Origin of the sequence: Parapedomonas caeni (assembly GCF_041060555.1) — a bacterium.
Classification (GTDB): domain Bacteria; phylum Pseudomonadota; class Alphaproteobacteria; order Sphingomonadales; family Sphingomonadaceae; genus CAUJIW01.
Map to the genome: position 1 here is coordinate 23,598 of NZ_JBEUDS010000024.1, position 20,185 is coordinate 43,782.

General features: G+C 64.9%; 16 protein-coding genes. 5 read left to right on the forward strand and 11 right to left on the reverse strand.

Annotated elements, in window-relative coordinates; genetic code table 11:
- The first annotated feature begins 33 nt into the window (after positions 1–33).
- The gene (locus ABU113_RS14050; protein ID WP_454560128.1) at positions 34–759 is read left to right on the forward strand and encodes a TetR/AcrR family transcriptional regulator; all 726 of its coding nucleotides are present in this window, start codon (positions 34–36) and stop codon (positions 757–759) included.
- A 75-nt stretch (positions 760–834) separates the two neighbouring features.
- Here the strand turns inward: ABU113_RS14050 and ABU113_RS14055 are convergent, their stop codons facing one another.
- From ABU113_RS14055 to ABU113_RS14090, 8 genes are all read right to left on the reverse strand, one after another.
- The gene (locus ABU113_RS14055; RefSeq protein ID WP_454560129.1) at positions 835–4,020 is read right to left on the reverse strand and encodes a TonB-dependent receptor domain-containing protein; all 3,186 of its coding nucleotides are present in this window, start codon (positions 4,018–4,020) and stop codon (positions 835–837) included.
- Between the two features lie 209 nt (positions 4,021–4,229).
- Entirely contained in the window at positions 4,230–4,700 is a 471-nt protein-coding gene (locus ABU113_RS14060; RefSeq protein WP_454560130.1) for a hypothetical protein, read from the reverse strand.
- Between the two features lie 136 nt (positions 4,701–4,836).
- Positions 4,837–5,832, reverse strand: coding sequence for a FecR family protein (locus ABU113_RS14065; protein WP_454560131.1), 996 nt, complete (start codon positions 5,830–5,832; stop codon positions 4,837–4,839).
- Entirely contained in the window at positions 5,829–6,446 is a 618-nt protein-coding gene (locus tag ABU113_RS14070; protein WP_454560132.1) for an RNA polymerase sigma factor, read from the reverse strand. Before ABU113_RS14070 ends, ABU113_RS14065 begins: the two co-directional genes overlap by 4 nt.
- The gene (locus tag ABU113_RS14075; RefSeq protein ID WP_454560133.1) at positions 6,443–7,765 is read right to left on the reverse strand and encodes an efflux RND transporter periplasmic adaptor subunit; all 1,323 of its coding nucleotides are present in this window, start codon (positions 7,763–7,765) and stop codon (positions 6,443–6,445) included. Before ABU113_RS14075 ends, ABU113_RS14070 begins: the two co-directional genes overlap by 4 nt.
- A complete protein-coding gene (locus ABU113_RS14080) occupies positions 7,738–9,153 on the reverse strand; it encodes a TolC family protein (protein WP_454560134.1) in 1,416 nt (471 codons plus the stop codon). The genes ABU113_RS14075 and ABU113_RS14080 overlap by 28 nt, the downstream gene beginning before the upstream one ends.
- Before the next feature lie 61 nt (positions 9,154–9,214).
- Positions 9,215–10,411, reverse strand: coding sequence for an ABC transporter permease (locus tag ABU113_RS14085; protein ID WP_454560135.1), 1,197 nt, complete (start codon positions 10,409–10,411; stop codon positions 9,215–9,217).
- Complete coding sequence (locus tag ABU113_RS14090; RefSeq protein WP_454560136.1) at positions 10,408–11,082, reverse strand: ABC transporter ATP-binding protein; 675 nt, start codon at positions 11,080–11,082, stop codon at positions 10,408–10,410. The genes ABU113_RS14085 and ABU113_RS14090 overlap by 4 nt, the downstream gene beginning before the upstream one ends.
- Before the next feature lie 425 nt (positions 11,083–11,507).
- Here ABU113_RS14090 and ABU113_RS14095 point away from each other — a divergent pair, with 425 nt between their 5' ends.
- The 3 genes from ABU113_RS14095 (at position 11,508) to ABU113_RS14105 (ending at position 14,222) form a co-directional block, all read left to right on the forward strand.
- Positions 11,508–12,557: a DUF3089 domain-containing protein gene (locus ABU113_RS14095; RefSeq protein ID WP_454560152.1), complete on the forward strand. Its 1,050-nt coding sequence runs from the start codon at positions 11,508–11,510 to the stop codon at positions 12,555–12,557.
- A gap of 176 nt (positions 12,558–12,733) precedes the next feature.
- Positions 12,734–13,564 carry an alpha/beta fold hydrolase gene (locus ABU113_RS14100; protein ID WP_454560137.1) on the forward strand — a complete coding sequence of 277 codons (831 nt, stop codon included), beginning with the start codon at positions 12,734–12,736 and terminating at the stop codon, positions 13,562–13,564.
- A 4-nt stretch (positions 13,565–13,568) separates the two neighbouring features.
- Complete coding sequence (locus ABU113_RS14105; RefSeq protein WP_454560138.1) at positions 13,569–14,222, forward strand: hypothetical protein; 654 nt, start codon at positions 13,569–13,571, stop codon at positions 14,220–14,222.
- A 20-nt stretch (positions 14,223–14,242) separates the two neighbouring features.
- Here the strand turns inward: ABU113_RS14105 and ABU113_RS14110 are convergent, their stop codons facing one another.
- Entirely contained in the window at positions 14,243–15,127 is an 885-nt protein-coding gene (locus ABU113_RS14110; protein WP_454560139.1) for a VOC family protein, read from the reverse strand.
- 213 nt (positions 15,128–15,340) lie between these two features.
- Between ABU113_RS14110 and ABU113_RS14115 the strand changes: the two genes are divergently transcribed.
- On the forward strand, positions 15,341–16,063 hold the full coding sequence (locus ABU113_RS14115; protein ID WP_454560140.1) for a hypothetical protein: 723 nt from the start codon (positions 15,341–15,343) through the stop codon (positions 16,061–16,063).
- A gap of 48 nt (positions 16,064–16,111) precedes the next feature.
- Here ABU113_RS14115 and ABU113_RS14120 read toward each other — a convergent pair whose 3' ends face one another.
- On the reverse strand, positions 16,112–17,347 hold the full coding sequence (locus ABU113_RS14120; protein WP_454560141.1) for a serine hydrolase domain-containing protein: 1,236 nt from the start codon (positions 17,345–17,347) through the stop codon (positions 16,112–16,114).
- A gap of 258 nt (positions 17,348–17,605) precedes the next feature.
- On the reverse strand, positions 17,606–19,957 hold the full coding sequence (gene metE, locus ABU113_RS14125; protein WP_454560142.1) for a 5-methyltetrahydropteroyltriglutamate--homocysteine S-methyltransferase: 2,352 nt from the start codon (positions 19,955–19,957) through the stop codon (positions 17,606–17,608).
- Between the last annotated feature and the right edge of the window lie 228 nt (positions 19,958–20,185).

Sequence of the window (20,185 nt, forward strand, 5' to 3'; positions counted from 1 at the left end):
ACAGGATTCCTTGCGGTCGTGGGGGCGTGTACTATGGGTCGCGCGCACCCAGGGGGGTTGCAGCGGTACGGAAGTTTCGTTATTTACATTATTGTAGATAGCGAAACTGTCAATGGGGTATTTACATCAATGTCATCAGGCGGGGTGTTGGCGAGCGTGTCCAAGGGGGGAGAACGGCCCAAGCGGCGGCGGCGCGGACTGGAGGAAGCCCGGCAGGAGGCTGTCGCGGCCGCCCGTCAGTTGCTGATTGCTGGCGGACCGAGTGCGGTCACCCTCAAGAACGTCGGCGATGCCATTGGCGTCACCCACGCGAACCTGATTCATCATTTCGGCTCGGCGGCCGGGCTCCAGTCGGCGCTGATGGGATCGATGGTGCGTGACCTCGCCCAGGCGCTTGCCGCTGCCGTGGAGCATGTCCGGTCCGATGAAGCAGCGCCGCGCGCCCTGGTCGACCAGGTGTTCGATGCCTTTGATCAGGGCGGCGCCGGACGGCTGGCGGCCTGGATCGCATTGTCCGGCGATCTGTCGCACCTCGAACCGATCCGCGCTGCCGTGCAGGATCTGGTGGATGCCATTCAGGAGAAGGCCGCGGGCGGCAATCCCGAGGCCCGGCGGCGGATCACCTCGGTGGTGATGTTCATTGCCCTGTGCGCGTTCGGCGACGCCCTGATCGGCGGGCCGCTGCGCGACATGCTGGAGCGGGAGGACGACGCGGGCCGGCGGATCGTCGCCCATCTGCTGCCGAGTTTCTTCGAATAACAGGCAGATTCCGGCGAAAACAAAATGGAGGCGACGCTCGCGCACCGCCTCCACCAGAGGCCCCCGGGAGAGGGATCAGAAGCGCTTCGCGATGCTGAAGCCGATCAGGCGCGGATCGAGCGTGAACACATTGGTGGTCAGGCCCGAGTCGTCACTGTTGGTGAAGGCATCGGTGATCGGCGTGTCGTCGAACAGGTTCTTCACATAGGCCTGGAATGTCAGCCCGCGCTCCTCGTTTTCGACCGTCAGCGAGACGTTGACGTTGTCCCACGCCTTCAGGCGATCATAGGCGGTGTTGTAGGCCCGCGCATAGCTCTTGCCCTGACGATAATAGTCGCCGCGCAGGGTGACGCTCCAGCTGTCGTTCGGCTGCCAGCTATACTGGGCACCGATGTTGATGGTGTAGTGCGGCGAATTCGGCATCTCGTTGCCGCCAATATCGGCGGCAATGCCCGCGCCGTTGCCCGGCGTCGTCGCGGGGTCGTAGACGACCCCGGTCAGCATGGACAGCAGGCTGCCCTCGCTGAGGTCGCCCAGCAGACTGCCGCCACACAGGCCGTTGAGCGCCAGCTGGGCAACCGGGCTTGCGAGGATCTGCGACACCACCGTTGTCGGCGCGATGCAGTTCGATGTCAGCTGCATCCACGGCTTGACCAGGGTGTAATCGGGGTTGCCCTGGGTGCGGTTCATCACGTCGATGGACATGGTGCCATCGGCGATCCGGGTGTCGAGGTAGCCCACCGTGGCGTTCATGCGGAATGCCGGTGTCGGCCGCCACACTGTCTCCAGTTCCAGGCCCCAGATCCGGGTATCGAAATTCTCGTTGGCCGCGGTGCGGTCGACGATCTTAGAGACCTGGTAGTTGTTGTAATCATAGTAGAAGGCCGAGCCATTGAGGATCAGCGTGCCGCCCAGCATGGTGTTCTTCATGCCGATCTCGAAGGCGTTGACATACTCCGGCTTGAAGGTCGCCGGTGCGGCGGCGAACGACAGCCATTCGGGATTGGCATCAATACCCGGGGGATTGGCGCCGCCGCCCTTGTAGCCGCGCGCATAGGAGGCATAGACCAGCGTCTGGTCGGTGAAGCGGAGATCCGGCTGCCAGTCGATCGCCAGTCGTCCGGTCATCTTGCCCCAGCTCTGGCGGACAGGATCAAGCTCGCGGAAGCCGCTGTCGACATAGCCGAAGCCGGGCACCCCGGAGGCCATCAGCAACTGGGTCGGAAAGATGCGCGAGGTCTTCTTGTCGTCGGTGTAGCGCAGGCCGGCGGTGAGCTTGACGGTCGGCGCCATCTGCCAGTAGGCCTCGCCGAAGATGGCCTTGGATGTCACCTTGTAGGGGTTCTGGCTGCGGAAATAATTATGCCCCTCGCCGTTGATCTCGCTGAGCGGATTAGGGTCGACATAGACGCAGCCCGATGTGGAACCGAGCGGGCAGTCACCGTTGTTGGCGGTGTTGAAAAAGCCCTCGGCGATGGCGGAGGCCAGATTGAACAGGACGTAATAATCCTCTCTGGTCTTGTAGCGCAGATAATTGGCGCCAACGCTGAAGTTGAACGGGCCATCGAAGCTCGATTGCAGGCGGACCTCCTGCGACCACTGCTTGCTGCGGGCGGTGTTGATGTCGAGCCCGGCGATGGTGTTGGAGGTGCCCAGCTGCGGGTCGGTGTAATAGCCGCCCGGTGAGATGCCGGTGATGGGATTGCCGAAGAGATCGATCAGGGCGGAGGAATCGCTGAACACCGGCTGGGTGTTGAAGCGATTATAGTCCTGCGAGGAATAATATTTGTCCTTGCTGTAGAGGGTCTGGGACGACAACACGAGAGAATCGCTGAGGTCGAAGTCCAGATTGAGCTGGAAGATATCGTTGCGCGCCCGATAGCGCGGATCGAACTGCGAGGCGATTTCCCGCAGGTCGCGCGACTGCATCGCGCCGCCGTAGGGGTCGACGCCGGGTTGCAGCAGGGTGACGACCTCGAAGGTCGAGGGGTTGTAGCCCAGCTGCACCATCTGCTGCGCGGAATAAACCAGCTGCAGGCTGTTGCCGTTGGGCGTGCCGTACGCCTCGTCGGCATAGAGCGAAGCCGACTGGCAACCCTGGCTCAGCTGACCCTGGATGGCGCTGTCGGTGATGGCGATGCCGCCCAGCTCGGCGGGGCCGGGGTCGCGGGTGCACAGCTGCTTGCCGGTGCGTGATCGGTCGTCGTTCTCGTCGAAATGTTCCCAGATGAAATTGGCCCGGAAGCGATCGGTTGGCGTCCAGGCGACGGACACGCGGGTGGACCACAGGTCGCGGCCGTTGACGTCGTGGTCGGTGACGCTGTTGTAGTCGAATCCGTCGCGCTGGGTGCTGGCGCCGGCCAGGCGAATGGCCAGCGTGTCCGCCAGCGGCAAGTTTATGAAGCCGCTCAGGCGGCGGGTGTCGTAATTGCCGGCTTCCAGCTTTACCTGGCCATCGAACTCATCGCCGGGCCTGGCGGTGATGACGTTGACGACGCCGCCGGTGGCGTTGCGGCCATACAGGGTGCCTTGCGGGCCGCGCAGCGCCTCGACCCGCTCGATGTCGTAATATTCCTGCTCGAACAGCCGGTTGCGGATCATCGGCGTATTGTTGAAGCTCACCGCCACCGCCGGATCGGTGGTGACCGACACCGCCTTGGTGCCCACGCCGCGGATCTGGAAATTATACCCCGAGAAGTTGTTCTTGCTGAAGCTGACGTTGGGGATCGCTTTCAGCAGGTCGGCGCCGCCCTCGATCTTCATGGCGTCGAGTGTTTCCATGGTGAAGGCCGACACCGCGATCGGTACCGTCTGAATGCCCTCTTCCTTTTTCTGCGCGGTTACAACCAGTTCTTCCAGCATGGTGACGTTGGCAGGGGTCGCTGCCACAGCTGGCCGTGGGGCAGGTGCGGGCGCGGCGCTGGCCGGTGCGGCACTGCTGGCGATGATCGGGGTCACGGCAAAGACATTGCCATTGCGCTGTACGGCAAGACCGGTGCCGGCGAGCAGGATTCGCAGTGCGGCTTCCGGATCAGCGTTGGCGTGCAGGCCAGGACTGTGTTTGCCCTGGGTCCACTGGGAGTCGACCAGCAGTGTGATGCCGCTTTGGGCGCCGAATTGCTGGAGCGCGCGGTCGAGGGACTGCGGCGGGATGGCATAGGATGACGTGGGAGCTGCATGGGCAACGGCTGTCAGATAAAATCCGATGCCGGCAACGCTGCTGAAAAGACGAACGCGTACGCGCCGAGCGCTTTGGCTCATGATCCTCCCCCCCTCTGTTGTTGACGATGTGCGTTGGTGCACCCGTCTTGTTTCGGCAGGGACTCATCCCTCCGTATGGAGATTAGACGCACAACCTGCGCGAGAGGGGGGTGGGGGCGGAAAAATATTTTCATTAATGTTAATAGTGGCGTTGCAGGGGCAGGACGACTGGCCTCGGGTCAGCGAGGCCAGTCGACTGGTGCAGGGGCTTAGTAGACGTCAATGAGCGGCGCGGTCAGCACGCCGCTCACCGTGCAGCCGCCCGACAGGGACTGGCTGGTGAAGGTGAACTTCTTGGTGCTGTTGTCCCAGGTCGCGTTGATGGTGCTCGGGCCGCAGTTGCCCAGCGGCGTGTTGACCTGCACGCCGCTCACGGTCGCCGTGGTGGTGGAGGTGGCGGTGAGCGTCCACGGCAGGTTGGCGGCGCTGATCGAGTAGCACAGGATATTGCTGCCGCTGAAACTGGCGCTGGTGATATCGGCCGTGCTGCCGCCATTGACGTTGCCGTTGAACGTCGACGTACAGGAAATGGTGATGCCGTTCTTGGTCAGGCTGGTCGGCCCCGACGCCGTGAAATTGACGTTGGGCGGGTTGGTGGTGTCGATGGTGACCGCCCATGCTGGTGCGGCCAGCATGAGGGAAACGAGTGAAGCGACACAGATGGACGAACGTACCTTCATGGCTTCTTCCTCCTAAGGATGGCGACGGATGCGCTCTTGCGAGAAGCGGATGCCTCTCGCCTGGATTGACTCGCCGGAGGGCGTCATGGGGGGATTTAAAGTTGTGTTATATTCGGATGATCAATTTATAGGTGTTTTATTCGACCACCGGAGACAGCTCAATTCGATCATTCGACGTGGCGACAATCCGCGCGAAGCCATTCATCTCCATGGCCTCCGCAAATTGCCGACAGTCGCCAGCAGGAAAAATCCCCACGATACGGCGATCTGGAATTTTTCCGTCGGGAAATACCAGTTGCCGGCGCGAATAGCGGTTGACTTCGGTGATAGCGCTCGCCAGCGGCTCGTTGATGAAACTCAGCTGACCGTTGAGCCAACTCGTTTCCCGGGCGATATCGACGGCCTCCCGCGTCCAGGCGTGCGCAGCCGGTACGGTCAGTTTCTCGCCGGCGGCCATATCGACTTTCGAACCGGCGTGTTCCACCGCCAGCCGGCCCTCGGCGAGAGCAACCCGTACGGCGTCGGGGTCAATGCGCACGATGAAGGACGTGCCGGTGGCACGTACCTCACGCCCGTCCGCAATCACCGTGAAGGGATGGTCAACGGCTCCGTCGACCTGAAAATAGGCTCGCCCCTTGTCGAGTATGACAAGACGTCGGCGCCTCATGTCGTGGACCGTGATCGATGAGGCCGTATCCAGCGTGACGCGGGAGCCATCGGGCAGTGCCACCTCTCGCCGCTCGCCAACGGCTGTGGCGTGGCGCTGTCCCCGCGGTGACGCGTTGTCGTGCCGCCGGGACAGGTGGTCACCACGCACGACCGTCCAACCGGCGATGAGCGCCAGCGACAGAGCGGCCGCCACCAGGAATATCCGCCGGCGTCGACGGTCGCCCAGCTCGGCATCCAGCTTCCTCATTGCTGCGCGAAGGTCGGTGTTCTCTGCCAGATCACCGATAAGGGCCCATTGTCTTTCAAGGGCGGCATAGGCCTGTTGATGCGCGGGATCGCCGTGCAGCCAGATCTGAAACGCGCGGCGATCGACCGCAGTCATGTCTCCGGCGCGATGCTGGTTGAACCAGAAGGCTGCCTGCGCCAGGGGTGTCGTGCGGTCGGCAAGGCCGACTGGCCTCATGTATCCACCTCCAGATTCTCGGAGACTCGATCAATTGCGCGTTGCATCAGTTCCTTCACCGATTCCCGCGAAATGCCCATGCGAACGGCGATGGCGCGATAGGTCAGGTTCTCGAACCGGTGCAACTGGAATGCCGCGCGTGCCCGTGGCGGCAGGTCGAGAATGGATTGCAGGACGCGCGCATATTCCTGACGTGCGGCGACGATCCGCTCGGGAGACAGATTGTCGGCGATTTCCGGCACATCTTCATACGGTGTCAGATGCAGGTGGCCACGGGCGCGGTCAGCCCGGTGCCGGCTGATCAGAATATGGCGGGCGACGGTGAACAGATAGCGCTCGACATTATCGATCGGCGATCGGATGCGTGCGGATTGCAGGCGCAGGAAAACATCCTGGACCAGATCGTCGACATCGACGGCGGCGGCACGCCGGCCGAAGAAGCGCCTCAGTCCGGGGCCATAGGTTGCGATCCAGGCCACGATGTCCTTTTCTCCACGGTTGTTGACAGGTTCCGTGACGGCTGTCGCGGGAGAGGGGGAGTCCGATGTCTTGACCATCCGTGGCGACCTCTCTTGTTTGCTTGACGTCGTTCCTTGGCGATGGGGGGGAATCATTGATCCGGGGCGGTTGGCGTCGTGTCCGTGGTGACGGGCCAGGCTATTCTGTCGCCAGCCTTTAACCCGCTGACGACAACAACGCCGTCCGGCGCGGCGCGCCCCAGGCGCACCCGTGCGCGTCGCGGCACCGCGGCGGCATCGGAGACGACCAGCAGGACGGGGCCCACAGGAGTGTCCTGAATGGCCTCTGGCGGCACGACCAGCGCATTTTCCTCGCGTGACGTCGTGATTACGACGTTTGCGGTCATGCCAACGCGCACACGCGTGACCAGGTCGGCGGGAATTGGATCCAGTCGGGCGCTGGCCGGAAAGATCGCTGTCGTTGCGGCCGGGTTGGCCATGCTGCCCTGACCAGCGATGGCACTGACCCGCCCCGGCAATGTCAGCCCGGGGAACGCGGGTCCGGTGACCTGTACAGGCATGCCTGGCAACACGCGCGGCAGGTCGGCCTCATCGAGGGTGAAGGCGACATCCAACTGGTCGGAGCGGGCGATGACGGCGATGCGCTGTCCGCGTGACACCCGGCTGCCGGCATGGGCCAAGTCCGGCGTTTCCGATCGGGCGCCCTCCGGGCGCACGATCACGCCGTCGGCAGGTGCCTTGACGATGGCGTTTTCACGTTGCCGCCGCAGGTCGTCGAGGTGCGCGCGAGCGCTCTCCCAAGCAAGAGCCACCTTGCGCTGCTGGGGGGGACTGCCGCGCGCCTGAGTTGCGGCCAGCTCCTCCCGAGCGGCTGCCAGTGCGGATTCAAGGTCGCGGCGCTGTTCGTCGAGCATATCGACTTCATTGCGCGGGATCAGGCCACGCGCCAGCAGTCCGCGGGCATCTTTGATGCGGCGGTCGAGAGCATCCAGATCGCTCTTTGCGGAGGCCAGCTGCCGGCGGGCACGGGCCATCTCCGGTCCGTGGCTCCAGCCAGCCACCATGTCGTGATTGTAGCCGGCCTCGATGGCGGCAATTTCGGCCTCGCTGATCTGGCGATCGATGCCGTGACTGTCGAGAACCGCCAGGATCTGGCCGGCGGACACGCGGTCTCCGAAGGCGAACCGGAGCGACTGGATCATGCTGTCGAAGGGCGCGAGCAGGTCCACTCGGTCGCCAGGCACCAGAGTGCCGGATACGCCCAGGGTCGTCATGAACGGACGCGGCCGGACCGTGGCGTATCGCATTGAGCCGGCAGTGGCGGCTGTGCCCGCGCCGGCGTCATCGGTGCGCTGCGCGCCCCCGCCCAGCGACGCAAGCAGGCCGAACGCCAGGGCGACCCGGAGCCTGGGTGAGCCGGATGGTGTCAATCGCCGGCGAAATCGATCTTCCATGTCTCAACCGTCCTTCCCGTCAGCTGGTCAAGCAGCGTCAGTGCGTTGAGGTACGTGATCTCGGCGGTCAGCGCCTGGATGTCGGCGGCGCGTAGGTCGGCCTCGATCGACAGCACCTCGAAATTCGACGCGCGACCGGCCTTCAATTTGTCGTGTGCGATGTCGAGCGCCTGCCGGGTCAAAGTGCGGGCCTGGCGGGCCAGCTCCAGTTGCTGCCAGTCCGCCTCGACGGACTGCGCGGCGTCCTGCACCTGGGCGACAACGGCCTGTCGCAGTTCCTCCAGCTGCAGAGCGGCGGTACGGACATTGATCTGGGCGCGCAATTCGCTTTGCCGCAGCGAGAAGTCGCCGAACGGTATGTTCAGTTGCAACCCCACCATCTGGCTGCTGGCACGTCCGGCGGGGCCGGCGATGTCAGGGGTGCGCTGGTGCTGAATTGACCCGTACAGAGAAAGATCCCACAGGCGGGCATTGCTGGCGACCGTCAGTGTCAGGCGCGCCTGTTCCAGTGCGTGTTCAAGTGCGAGCACATCCATGCGATTGGCAAGGGCGCCGGCCGACAGTTCAGAGATGTCGAGCGATTGATGGCTGGTCGGCTGCGACGTATCGACGACGACGCTGGTCTGCAGATCGAGCGCCAGCAGACGCAGCAGCGTGAGCTGGGCGGACGTTTGCTGCTGCCGTGCCTGCGACAGGGCGACCCGCTGGATCGCCTGGCGCGATTGCGCTTGCACGATGTCGGCGGCGGCCATGCGGCCCGCGTCGATCAGCAGGCGGCTGGTTTCCACCAGCGCGACCGTGCGCTGCAGGGAGGCATCGGCGAGATCGACCTGTCGCTGGGCCTGCACCAGTGATCGATAGGCCAGAATGATCGCTGTGATCGTGTCCGAGAAGGTGGCCTTCAGGGCCAGTTGGTTGATGATTTCCTGAAGCCGCGCCTGCTGCACGGGCGCACCCGCAATGGTGAACCCGGCCCCCTTCATCAGCGGCTGGCTTACCGTCAGCGAGCGCGTCTCGAAATCGCCACCATATCGACTGTCGGCAACACGCGACCACGAGGCGGCCACGGTGGCGCCGGTCGGTGACCGCCAGCGCATGGTCGGCGAAACACTGGTGCTGGTTGCGGTAGCGCCATCATCGCGCCGGGTCTCACCGCCGGTCAGGATGTCGACGCGCGGTACGAAGTGGCGGTTGGCCACCACCAGATCGAATTTCTGGGCTATCCGCGCCAGCCGGGCGGAGCGGATGGCACGGTTGTCGCGCAGACCCAGGGCGACCGCATCCTCAAGGCTGAGCCTCAGCGGCGCAGCGCGCCAGCCCGATGTCGTGTCGAGCGGCTGACGATCTACCGGAGATGCTGCCACGCCCGGCTGGCAGGGCGTCGCCAATGCCAGCAGCGCATAGGCCGCCAGTGTCGCACTCCGGCGGCCGCCGCGAAGGGGAGAACGATCATTCCGCACGCAGCGCCTCAATGGGGTCGAGGCGGGCCGCCTGACGGGCCGGCAGTAGTCCGGATATGATGCCCACGCCGGTCGCCAGGCCAATGCCGAGAGGCACCACATGGAATGGGAGATCGAATATCCAACCGGAGCCGCGAGCGACGATGTAGGCGACGGTGAGGCCCGAGAATAGACCAAAGGCCCCTCCTGCCATTGACAGCAGGGCAGCCTCGACGAGGAACAGCATCTGAATGTCGGCGGGCGTGGCGCCGATCGCGGCCCGCAGGCCGATCTCCCGACGCCGTTCAAGAACGCTCATCAGCATGACGTTCATGACCCCGATGCCGCCGACAGCCAGCGAAATGGCGCCGATGGCGGTCAGGAGGCGCGTGTGAACGGCCTTCTCGGCATTCATGGCGTCGACGAGCTGTCGCGCGCTCAGCGCATGTAGTGTGGCGCCGGGGCGGGCGAGTTCGATCACCAGACGCTGACCCAAGGTGTCTGCATCGGTGTTCGGTCGCATGGCGATCAGGGCGGTGCTGGGGGCGGGCCGATTGAGTAAGCGGCGTGCGCTGGCCGGCGGCACGAGGGCGGCATTGTTGAAATCGGTGGGATGCAGAGGGGTATAGGGCGTTGTTCGCAGGATGCCGACGACCGTGAAGACATACCGATTGAGGCGAACCATGCTGCCCACCCTCAGGGGGCGGCGGTCGCTCGACAAGGCCGCCGCCGCGTCGGCGCCGAGGACGATGGCAGTGGTGTCGTTGTCCGATGAGGCAAGGAAACGTCCGTGGGCGAGGTGCAGTCCGGCCAGCGGTCGCAATACCGGCGGCGCCGCTGCGATGCCAACGTGGGTGCGCTTGCCGCCATGACTTGCCTCGCCATTGCCCACCGTCAGGGCGACAGCCATGCGGATACTGGCGTGCCGGTCCGGCAAGCGGGCGATGGCGGCGGCGTCCAGCGCTGTGGGTGCCGGTCCCGCGGGAATTGCCTGAACCTGGAGGAGGTCGACCCCCATATCCCGGAAAAGCCGGAGCGTTTCGAGTTGCGCGATGTGACCCAGCGTCAACATCGTGACCACGGACGCGGTGCCGATGACGATGCCGAGCAGTGCCAGGCTCGCGCGCTGGCGTCGTTCCAGCAGGGACGCCAGGCATTCCCGCGCCAGAGCAAGCGGGATTGGCCGCGGTGCGGTCGCGATGCTCATGAGGTTACCTCGACAACGCGGCCGTCCAGCAGGGTGATCCGACGGTGGCACTGGCGGGCGAGCGCCTGGTCGTGCGTCACCAGGACCATGGTCAGGCCCTCCTGGCGGTTGATCCCGGTTAGCAGCGCCATGACTTCCGCCGCTGTGACACTGTCGAGGTTGCCGGTCGGCTCATCGGCCAGCAACAGGCGGGGAGAGCCCACCAGAGCGCGTGCCAGGGCAACGCGCTGTTGTTGGCCGCCGGAGAGCCGGGCCGGCGACTGCTCGGCTTTTTCCAGCAAGGCGAGGCGTTCCAGCAAGGCATGGGCGCGTCGCTTGCGTTCTGGCAGGTCTATTCCGCGATACTGGAGGGGCAGAGCGACATTCTGCCAGACCGACAGCCGCGGTAGCAGATGGAAGGACTGGAACACAAAGCCCAGCAGCCTGTTGCGTAATCTCGCCAGTGCCGCAGCGGACATCGTGCCGATGGGCTGACCGTTGATGGTGATGCAACCCGAAGTCGGGCGGTCGAGAAGTCCGGCGAGGTTCAGCAGGCTGCTCTTGCCGGAGCCGGAGGGGCCTACAATCGCGCAGAATTCGCCGTGCCGGATGTTGAAGGTCACCTGGTGAAGCACGGAGATAGCGTTCGGTGGGCGGCCAAACACCTTGTTTATGTCGTGGAACCCCAGCATTGGCTCTCCCCCAAAGAAGCCACTGCTTACATTTATGTCAATAAAATACAATCGCAAGTTATTTCTTGTCGATCATTTTGCAGTCATAAGATGTCCAATGATTCTGGTGTGTTGTCACGGTGACGGCGGTTCGCTTCAAGGCCGGTGTCGGCGAGCGGCAGGGCCCGCTCGCCGACTCGGTGGCGTGGAGGTGGTCGGCCCATGCACTCTATCCGCACAGTGGTCAGTCGGGGTGTGGTGGCCTGTGGAGGCAGCCGGCATCCATAAAGTTCCGGCGCCACCCGTATGGCCAGCGGGCGCGCGGCGCTGGAAATCCTGACACGCGCGGGTTGATCTGCAAGGCGCGTTTTGTGGGTGTCTTCGAGCCGGACACCACCAGGGAGGCGAACATGAAGATGCGGGCTGTCATAGCGTCTGTGGCGTTGATGTGGGGCGTGGGCGCGGGCGCGCAGACAGTGCCGCCGTTTCCCGACCAGCCGGAGCCTCCGGTGCCTGATTACGGGTCGGCCAGCGCCTGGGCCGCGAGGCCGGCGGCACCCGGGGCTAGCGCGACCGTACCCGGGGGCGCGTCCGCGGCGGCGGTCGCGGCCGCGGTCGACGTCTTTTACATTCACCCGACGACAATGCGCTCGACGACGCGCTGGAACCAGGCGCTGGCCGACAGCGCCATCAACGCCTGGACCGATGCCAGCGTCATTGCCCGTCAGGCCAGCATCTTCAACGGCTGCTGCCGGGTGTTCGCGCCGCGCTACCGCCAGGCAACCACGCTCGCCCTGTTCAACATGGCAGCCAGCGGCCAGAAGGCGTTCGACCTTGCTTACGGCGATGTCCTGCGCGCCTTCGACCACTATCTGCAGCATGACAACAACGGGCGACCCTTTGTTCTGGCAGGGCATAGCCAGGGCGGTTCGCACCTGTCGCGCCTGCTGGCGGACCGCATCGACGGTACGCCGCTGCGACGGCAGCTGGTGGCGGCCTATGTCGTCGGCATGAACGTTGCCGAGGGTGATTTCTCCCGCATGTACAAGTCCCTTGTCGTTTGCGAGACGCCAAGGCAGACCGGGTGCGTCGTCGGCTGGAACGCGCTGCTGCCGACGGCAGACCTGGCTGATTTCGCCAGGCGCTCTGAGCAGCGCTATATTGATCGTCATGGGGATGACGCCGGCAAGACGACGCTGTGTGTCAATCCGCTGACGTTTGATCGCCGGCAGCCGGTCGCGGCCGCTGCGCGCAGTCTGGGCGCGGTGCCCGGCGAGCCGGGTGCGCAGGCGGTGGCGCCGCTGGTCGCTGGCAAGGTGGCGGCCCGCTGCGAGCAGGGCGCGCTGGTGGTCGAGCCGGACGCCGCGCTGGCACTGCCGCCGCTACCGGGTGGCAGCATGCACTATCATGATTTCGGCCTGTTCTACGCCGACGTGCGGGAGAACGCGAAGCAGCGCGCCGAGGCGTTTATCGCCGCCCGCCGCACTGCCAGGTGAGCGATAGCCCGTTCCTGCTGATCGCGCTGGCCCGACACCGGCTTGCGCCACGGAGACCCTGATATCGGTGATCCAACTGTCCGACTGGTGGAGTGAGGCGCGCCTCCGGCGGTGATCACCGGCCCGGTGAGGCAGAGTCTGGCGCCACCGGAATTTGCGCCAAGAGGGGGGAGCCCATGATCCGTCGCGCCTTTGCCGATCTGCCGCATGGGCAATTACACTATCGCACGGCCGGAGACGACAGCACGGCGTTACCGCTGCTCGTGCTGCATCCCTCGCCGGGCAGTGGCCGGCAGATGGTGTCGCTCGTCAGTGCCCTGGCTGGCGACCGCCGGGTTCTGGCACCCGACACGCCGGGTCACGGCGATAGCGCGCCCTTGGCCATGGTGTCGCCCACAATGCAGGACTATGCCCGCACGATGCTGGACTTTCTTGACGTGTCGGGGATCAGCCGTTGTGACGTCTTTGGCAGCCACACCGGCGCGGCCATCGCCCTGGAAATGGCCATTCTGGCACCGCATCGCGTCGGCCGGGTGATCTGTGAAGGCCTCGGTGTGTTCTCGCCGGAGCAGCAGGCGCAGTTCCTGGAGCATTATGCCCAGCCGTTCACGCCGGATCTCGACGGCGCCTATCTGGCACGGGCCTTCCAGTTCTGCCGCGACCAGTATCTGTTCTATCCCTGGTTCGATCGCCGGCAGGAAGCCCGTCGCACCGGCGGCCTGCCGCCCCCGGATCATTTCCATGCCTGGCTGGTGGAAGTGCTGAAGGCCGCCGAGACCTACCATCTGGCCTATCGCGCGGCGTTCAGCTGGCCGGCCCTCGAACGGCTGCCGGTCGTGCCCAGGCCGGTGCTGATGTGTTCGGCGGCCGATGACCCGTTGTTCGACTGCACCCGCGACAGCACGGCCTTGCTGGCGGATGCATCCTTCGCGGCCCTGCCGTGCTTTGCCGATCCGGACTTCGATGCCACCCGCCGCGCGGCGTATCTCGCGTTTCTGGAGGGCTGACCGCATGACGCTGACAATACTCACCCTGCTGCACCTGCTGATCTTCACCTACTGGCTGGGGGGTGACCTGGGCGCCTTCTATGCTTCTTCCTTCCTGACCGATCGCCGGCGCACGGTGCCGGAACGTCTGCTGGCGCTGAAGATCATCAACAATGTCGACATGGCGCCGCGGACCGCGCTCATCCTGGCCTTGCCTACCGGCTTGCTGCTGGCGGCGGAGAAGGGCTGGCTCGCGTTGCCGGCGCCGGTGCTGGCGGGCGTGACCGTTCTCGCTCTGGCGTGGCTGGCGCTGGCCTGGCGGGTGCACATGGCCCATGGCGCGGCCGAGGGCGCGCGCAAGCTTGATCTTGCCGTGCGCTGGCTGATGCTGGCGGGGCTGGTCGGTACGGGTCTGGCCACGCTGGCCGGCCTGCTCGCCTTGCCGCTGTTTCTCGGCCTCAAGATGCTGGCGTTGGCCGGCTGCATCGCGCTGGGCGTGCTGGTGCGGGTGTTGCTGGTGCCGCTGGTGCCGGCGGTCCGCCAGATGGCCGCCACCGGCGCCACCGACCAGACCGACGCGGCGATTGCCGGTGTCATCGCCCGGACGCGGCCGGCGGTGATGGGCATCTGGGTGTTGCTGCTGGCCGCGGCGGTGCTCGGGCTGGCGACGCCGGCCTGAGCGGGGCGGGGCTTCCCCGCCTAGGCGGCCTCGATTACCTCCAGCAGCGCGCCTTCGGGTGTCTTGAGCACGCCACAGCGCTTGCCGCCATAGAGCGGGCCGTCGCGCACCACTGGCGGGCTGAACCACGCGACGTCGAGGGCGTCGAAATCGGGATGGAAGATCGAGCAGATGGCGACGCCCGGTGGCAGCGCACCGGGATGGCAGGGGCGCTCGGTGGCGGCCGCCGGATACTGGTCGAACTCCAGGAAGACATCACCCTGCCAATTGGCGGTGACGATTTCGTGCAGGTCGGTCATCGGCAGGTCGAACGCCTTGGCGATCATGGTGTAGCGGATGGCCATGGGGTCGGTGACCGCCAGGCGCAAATTCTCGGCGAACCACGCCGTCGTCGCCCGCATGTCGGGGCAGGCGAGCACGAGGATGAACAGCTTGTCGATCAGCGATCCCGGGCGCGGCAGGCCGCTGTCGGGATCGTCGGTGGTGATTTCCGTCAGGTACACCGTCTCCTGGTCCGGGCCGCGCACCTGCATCGGGTGAATGGTGGGAATGCCGGCGATTTTGGTCGGCGGACCGATCACCTCGAACGGCGATTGCAGCATCCGTTCGTTGACCGCCATCACGTCCTGCACGCAGATCTCGATGGCCGCCCAGCCGTAGGTCCGGATCGGCCGATAGTCGGGCACCGGGTCGCCTTCGACGAAGCGAAGGAAGACGTCCGCACCCGAGGCCGGCCGGCAGATGGCATAGCGTCGTCCGGCGCTGGCCGGCGTGCCCCAGGCGTCTGCCAGTTCGGCTGGAAGCGTTCCCTGCTCCGCGATCGCATAATCCAGCCAGGTGGTGAAGCGCGCGACCGTGGCGTCGAGATCGGTGACCGTCAGGGTGGCGCCGCGCAGCAGGTTCATGTCATCTCCAGCCGGATTGAGTCAGGCGACAGGGAATGCGGATACGGCCATCGTTCCATACGGCCGAGGGCCTGCTGCCAAGTGTCGTGCGGCTCCTGCCTGCTGTGCGGATAGTCGCCATCAAGCAGGTGGGGGCGGGGCGGCGCCGTCCCTAGTTGTAGGGCACGCTGGCCTGTCGGTCGCCTCGTCAATACCGTGTTGAAAGTTGATCCTATGCAGCATCGCACCATCAGTGGGAAAATTCTCTACACCTCACGCAAGCCCGAACGCATGGGCGAGGAGCGCGGCCGGGAGTATTTCACCTTCACCGTCCATGGCGACGGCAAGCGCACCATGCGCGCCCGCTGCGAGATCGAGGAACCGCATCCCACCGTGCTGCGGGACATCACCTACTCGCTCGACGAGAACGACATGCCGATGGACTGCTTCGTACGCCTGACCATTGGCGACAAGTTCATGGGTTCGGGCCTGTTCATTATCCGCGACGGCTATGTGGAGTGCGAAAGCTATGGCCCGTCCATCGGCCGCATCTCGCAGCGGATGAAGATCGTGGGCAGCTTCGACGGCTTTGGCACCCACCCGATCCAGGGCGACGCCTACATCACCAAGAAGCTTGATCTGTCGCGTGGGCCGCACGTCCACCAGCTGCGCACTTTCCTGCCGTCGCCGGATCATCGGGGCGCGACGCCGCCACTGATTGCCGAGGCCAACATCCAGCTGGCCTATATCGGCGAGGAGACCGTCACGGTGAAGGCGGGCACCTTCGATTGCCGCCATTTCCGCTTCACCGACGAGCATGGCGGCATGGCCACCGACAAGGGTGGCCATCCTCCTTACGACCTGTGGGTGACGGCTGATGAGGACGCCATCTTCATCCAGGGCGGCGTCGGCGGTTACATGCAGACCTGGTACGAACTGGTCGAGCTGAGCCGCTAGCGACGGTGCTTCCGGCGGGTGGCGATGCGCGACCCGCCGGCAAGTGTTTCAGGGTCTGGGCTGCGGTTGCGGCAGGACCTCGCCTGGCTGGCGCCGGATTCCCCCGATCAGCAGGTTGGGCAGCTTGCTGTTGTCCCAGTCCACCGTCTTGGGTGGTGTGGGGCCAAGCCGCAGGGCGACGATGCCGGTCGCGCGCGACACATAGATAGTCTGGTTGCTGTTGCCGTCGAACAGGAACAGGTCGCGGTCGAGATAGGGCTCGCTGTGCAGCACTTTCGGGCCGGGGCTGTCTGGCGCGCCGAAGCCGCGCCGCTCCACATAGGGGCCGGCCACCCAGACGCCCAGTCCGTAGTGCGGATTCTCCGGGGTGCCGCGCGCCATCTGGTCGACGAAGCCCGCCGGCAGCAGGCGTTCGCCGTTCACCATGCCATCGTTCAGCAGCAGAATGCCAAGCCGCAGCCAGCTCTCCGCCGGCAGCGTCATGCAGCATCCGGAGTGCGCGAGGCCACCGGCACGATCGACCCAGATTTCGCCGCCGGCCGCCCCGATCGGGGCCAGGACTTCCCGGCCGATGAAGTCGGCGTAGCGTTGCCGCGTGGCGCGTTCGAGCACGATCGCCACCAGCTCGGATGTGGCGTTGCTGTAGCCGTAGCGGGTGCCGGGCGGATGCAGCAGAGGGTAGTTGTGGATCAGGTGCCAGCCGTGATCGGGGTCGAGATAGACCCGGTTGATCGGGTGGTCAGGATCGGCGCTGAACATCTGCTCCAGCAGGCCGGTGCGCATGTCCAGCAGGTGGCGGATCAGGATGGTGGCCTTGGGGGTGCCCCGCCACTCCGTGATATAATCGGCCACTGGCGTATCGAGCGACCGAAGGTGCCCCAGCGCCAGTGCCCGGCCGACCGCGATCGCGGTCAGTGGCTTGGAGAGCGACTTGGAGACCAGCTGGGTATCGGCGGTTGTGGCACCGAAGTAGTCGGCCCGTTCGAGCGCGCCATGGCGCCAGACCAGGAAGGCCGATGAACTGGCGGCGGCGGCATAGGCGGACGCGGCGGCCAGCGCATCGCCGCGGATGGTGGTGGTGTTCGCCGGTCGCTGGGGCAGGGGCTGGGGCGTTGTCGCGCCGGGCACGGCTTCCATGGGCGCGTACTGGGTGAAGATGCCGCCGGCCTTCATGGTCGCCTCGAAGCGGGCGCGATAGAGCGCCGCCAGCTCGTCGCTGGTGAGCGGCGTCGTGGTGGCTGCCGCCATGCCGGCGATGACAAGGACGGATGCGAGGGCATTCATGGCGGTCTCCCCTTTCCTGGTCTTTCCTGAATGTCGGCGGAACCCAGGCGTCGCCGCCTTTTGCACACATTGGTGGCGGGATCAGTACAGCGGTGCCGCCATGCCGCAAACAACGACTCGACCTTCTGTATCCGACAGGCGACCATGACGGGCGGCCTCTGGCCGCCTGCCTAGAAATCGATGCCGCGCAGCGTCGGCGTGTCCAGCATGCTCCGGTTGAACGCGGCTGGTGTGGCGCATGTCATGCCGTCACGGGCGTTAGGCTTTATTCACGCAGGCGAGATAGGGGGCGCGGACGATGGCGGCGGCAGCGACCATGTTGGTGAGTGCCTGCCGGACCTCCTCCCAGCGGCGCGTCTTGAGGCCGCAATCCGGATTGACCCAGAGTTGCCCCGCAGGGAGGCACCGGCCGGCCCGTTTCAGAAGATCGACCATTTCAGCCACCGTCGGTATGCGCGGCGAATGGATGTCGTAGATCCCTGGCCCGATTTCGCTGGGGTACTGATAGGTCACAAAGGCATCCAGAAGTTCCATCTTTGAGCGTGCGGTCTCGATGGAAATCACATCGGCATCCATGGCGCTGATCGCGCCGATGATGTCGTTGAACTCGGAATAGCACATATGGGTGTGAATCTGGGTTTCCGGCCGGACGCCGGAGGCGGTGATGCGGAAACATGCGACCGCCCAGTCGAGATAGCCTTGCCAGTCACGGCGTCGCAAGGGCAGGCCCTCGCGCAGGGCGGCCTCGTCGATCTGGATGATCGCGGCGCCAGCGGCTTCCAGGTCAGTCACTTCATCGCGCATGGCGAGCGCGATCTGGCGGCAGGTCATCGCGCGCGGTTGATCGTCACGCACGAATGACCATTGCAGGATCGTCACCGGTCCTGTCAGCATACCCTTTACCGGACGTTGGGTGAGGCTCTGGGCGTACCGCCACCAGTCGATGGTAATCGGTCCGGGTCGCCTGACATCGCCGTAGATGATTGGCGGCCGGACGCAGCGCGAGCCATAGCTTTGCACCCAGCCCTGACGAGTAAACGCGAACCCGGAAAGCTGTTCGCCAAAATACTGCACCATGTCGTTGCGCTCGAATTCGCCATGCACCAGCACGTCGAGTCCGATTTCCTCCTGCCAGCGGATCGCCCGCTCGGTTTCCGCCCTCAGGAACTCCGTGTAGCCGGCATCGTCCAGCTCGCCCTTTCCGTGCGCGGCCCGGGCGTTGCGTACCTCCGCGGTCTGCGGGAAAGAGCCGATCGTGGTGGTCGGAAGTGGTGGCAGATCCAGGATCGACCGCTGAAGTTTGATGCGGTCTGAAAAGGCGACAGCACGTTTTGCATAGTCGGGGGTAGTCTGCATCAGGCGATCGCGGACCAGCCGGTTGTTGGTCAGCGAGGACATGCGGCGACCGGCGATAGAATCCGCATTGGCGGCCAGCTCGGCGGCGATGATGTAGCGCCCCTCGGACAGGCCGAGGCTGAGCACGGACAACTCTTCCAGTTTCTGCACAGCGAACGCCAGCCAGTCCTTCACGTTCGCATCGAGCTTTGTTTCGAGCGAAAGGTCGATCGGTGTGTGCAGCAGCGAGCAGGAAGGAGCGATCTGTATATCGCCGCGGCGTCTCGCCATGGGTTCGTAGCGGTCGAGCAACGCCGTCAAATCCGCCTTCCAGACGTTGCGGCCATCGATCACGCCAAGCGACAGTACAAGATCATGCCGTGCGTTCGCCAGCACGGCGTCGAGCTGCTCAGGCGCACGGACAAGATCGATATGAAGGCCGGCGACCGGCAGTGATAGCGCGGTTTCGAGGTTGTCGCCCAGGGTGCCGAAATAGGTCGTCAGCATCAGCTTGATGCCATCTACAGACGTCAGGTCGGCATAGGCCTGGCGGAACGCGGTGCGTGCGTCGTCGTCGAGATCAAGGACGAGCGCCGGCTCGTCGATCTGAACCCAATCCGCGCCTGCCGCGCGCAGGCGGGTCAGTAGCTCGATATAGACCGGCAGGAGTTCGGATAGCAGTGACAGCGGCTTGACGCTGTCATGCGCTGATTTGGCGAGTAACAGCCAGGTGACAGGGCCGAGAATCACTGGCCGGGTATGGTGCCCCAGGGCGCGGGCTTCGCGGAAATGGTCCACGGGCTTGGTGCTGCTCAGCGTGAAACGCTGACCTGGCGACACCTCCGGTACCATGTAGTGATAATTGGTGTCGAACCACTTGGTCATTTCCTGTGCCGGCACGTCTCCAGATGCCCCGTGGCCGAGATCGCGCCCATGGCAGCAGCCAGAGTGCTGCTGTTGCGTGTGTGTGCCGCGCGCCATCGCAAAGTAGACATCAAGTGAGTCCGGCTCACCCAGCGGGCGGTAAATTTCGGGGATGGCACCCACCATGACGCTGGTGTCCAGAACCTGATCGTAGAGCGAAAAATCATTGCTGGGGATGATGTGTACGCCGGCGGCTTTCTGGCGGTCCCAGTTGGCGGCGCGTAGCTGGGCGGCGCTATCCAGCAGCTGGGCCTGATCGAGGGTGCCAGCCCAGTAGGCCTCCAGGGCAGACTTGAGTTCTCGGCGGTGGCCGATACGGGGAAATCCAAGATTAGCGGCGACAACAGACATAAAATCTCCTTCGGCACTGCCGTTGGCGTGCCGTTCAAGAAATGACAAAGGGAAGGGAGGTGAGGCGCGCCGTGTCAGGCCATTGTGTCAGGACAAGGCGCGCCACCGCATTCGATACGCCTCGACATTGATGGCGACCGGACAGCTGGTGGAACGCAGTGCGGAAAATGACATCGACCTATCACCTGATTGCCGGGCGGGGAGGTCGAGCCGTGGGCGCGCGAACGA

Coding starts and splice junctions, on each gene's coding strand:
- ABU113_RS14110 (WP_454560139.1), bottom strand. CDS start 15,127: ATGAACCTGCTGCGCGGCGCCACCCTGACGGTCACCGATCTCGACGCC.
- ABU113_RS14095 (WP_454560152.1), top strand. CDS start 11,508: ATGTGGGGCGTGGGCGCGGGCGCGCAGACAGTGCCGCCGTTTCCCGAC.
- ABU113_RS14100 (WP_454560137.1), top strand. CDS start 12,734: ATGATCCGTCGCGCCTTTGCCGATCTGCCGCATGGGCAATTACACTAT.
- ABU113_RS14085 (WP_454560135.1), bottom strand. CDS start 10,411: ATGAGCATCGCGACCGCACCGCGGCCAATCCCGCTTGCTCTGGCGCGG.
- ABU113_RS14055 (WP_454560129.1), bottom strand. CDS start 4,020: ATGAGCCAAAGCGCTCGGCGCGTACGCGTTCGTCTTTTCAGCAGCGTT.
- ABU113_RS14070 (WP_454560132.1), bottom strand. CDS start 6,446: ATGATTCCCCCCCATCGCCAAGGAACGACGTCAAGCAAACAAGAGAGG.
- ABU113_RS14050 (WP_454560128.1), top strand. CDS start 34: ATGGGTCGCGCGCACCCAGGGGGGTTGCAGCGGTACGGAAGTTTCGTT.
- ABU113_RS14075 (WP_454560133.1), bottom strand. CDS start 7,765: ATGGAAGATCGATTTCGCCGGCGATTGACACCATCCGGCTCACCCAGG.
- ABU113_RS14120 (WP_454560141.1), bottom strand. CDS start 17,347: ATGAATGCCCTCGCATCCGTCCTTGTCATCGCCGGCATGGCGGCAGCC.
- ABU113_RS14090 (WP_454560136.1), bottom strand. CDS start 11,082: ATGCTGGGGTTCCACGACATAAACAAGGTGTTTGGCCGCCCACCGAAC.
- ABU113_RS14060 (WP_454560130.1), bottom strand. CDS start 4,700: ATGAAGGTACGTTCGTCCATCTGTGTCGCTTCACTCGTTTCCCTCATG.
- ABU113_RS14065 (WP_454560131.1), bottom strand. CDS start 5,832: ATGAGGCCAGTCGGCCTTGCCGACCGCACGACACCCCTGGCGCAGGCA.
- ABU113_RS14105 (WP_454560138.1), top strand. CDS start 13,569: ATGACGCTGACAATACTCACCCTGCTGCACCTGCTGATCTTCACCTAC.
- metE (WP_454560142.1), bottom strand. CDS start 19,957: ATGTCTGTTGTCGCCGCTAATCTTGGATTTCCCCGTATCGGCCACCGC.
- ABU113_RS14115 (WP_454560140.1), top strand. CDS start 15,341: ATGCAGCATCGCACCATCAGTGGGAAAATTCTCTACACCTCACGCAAG.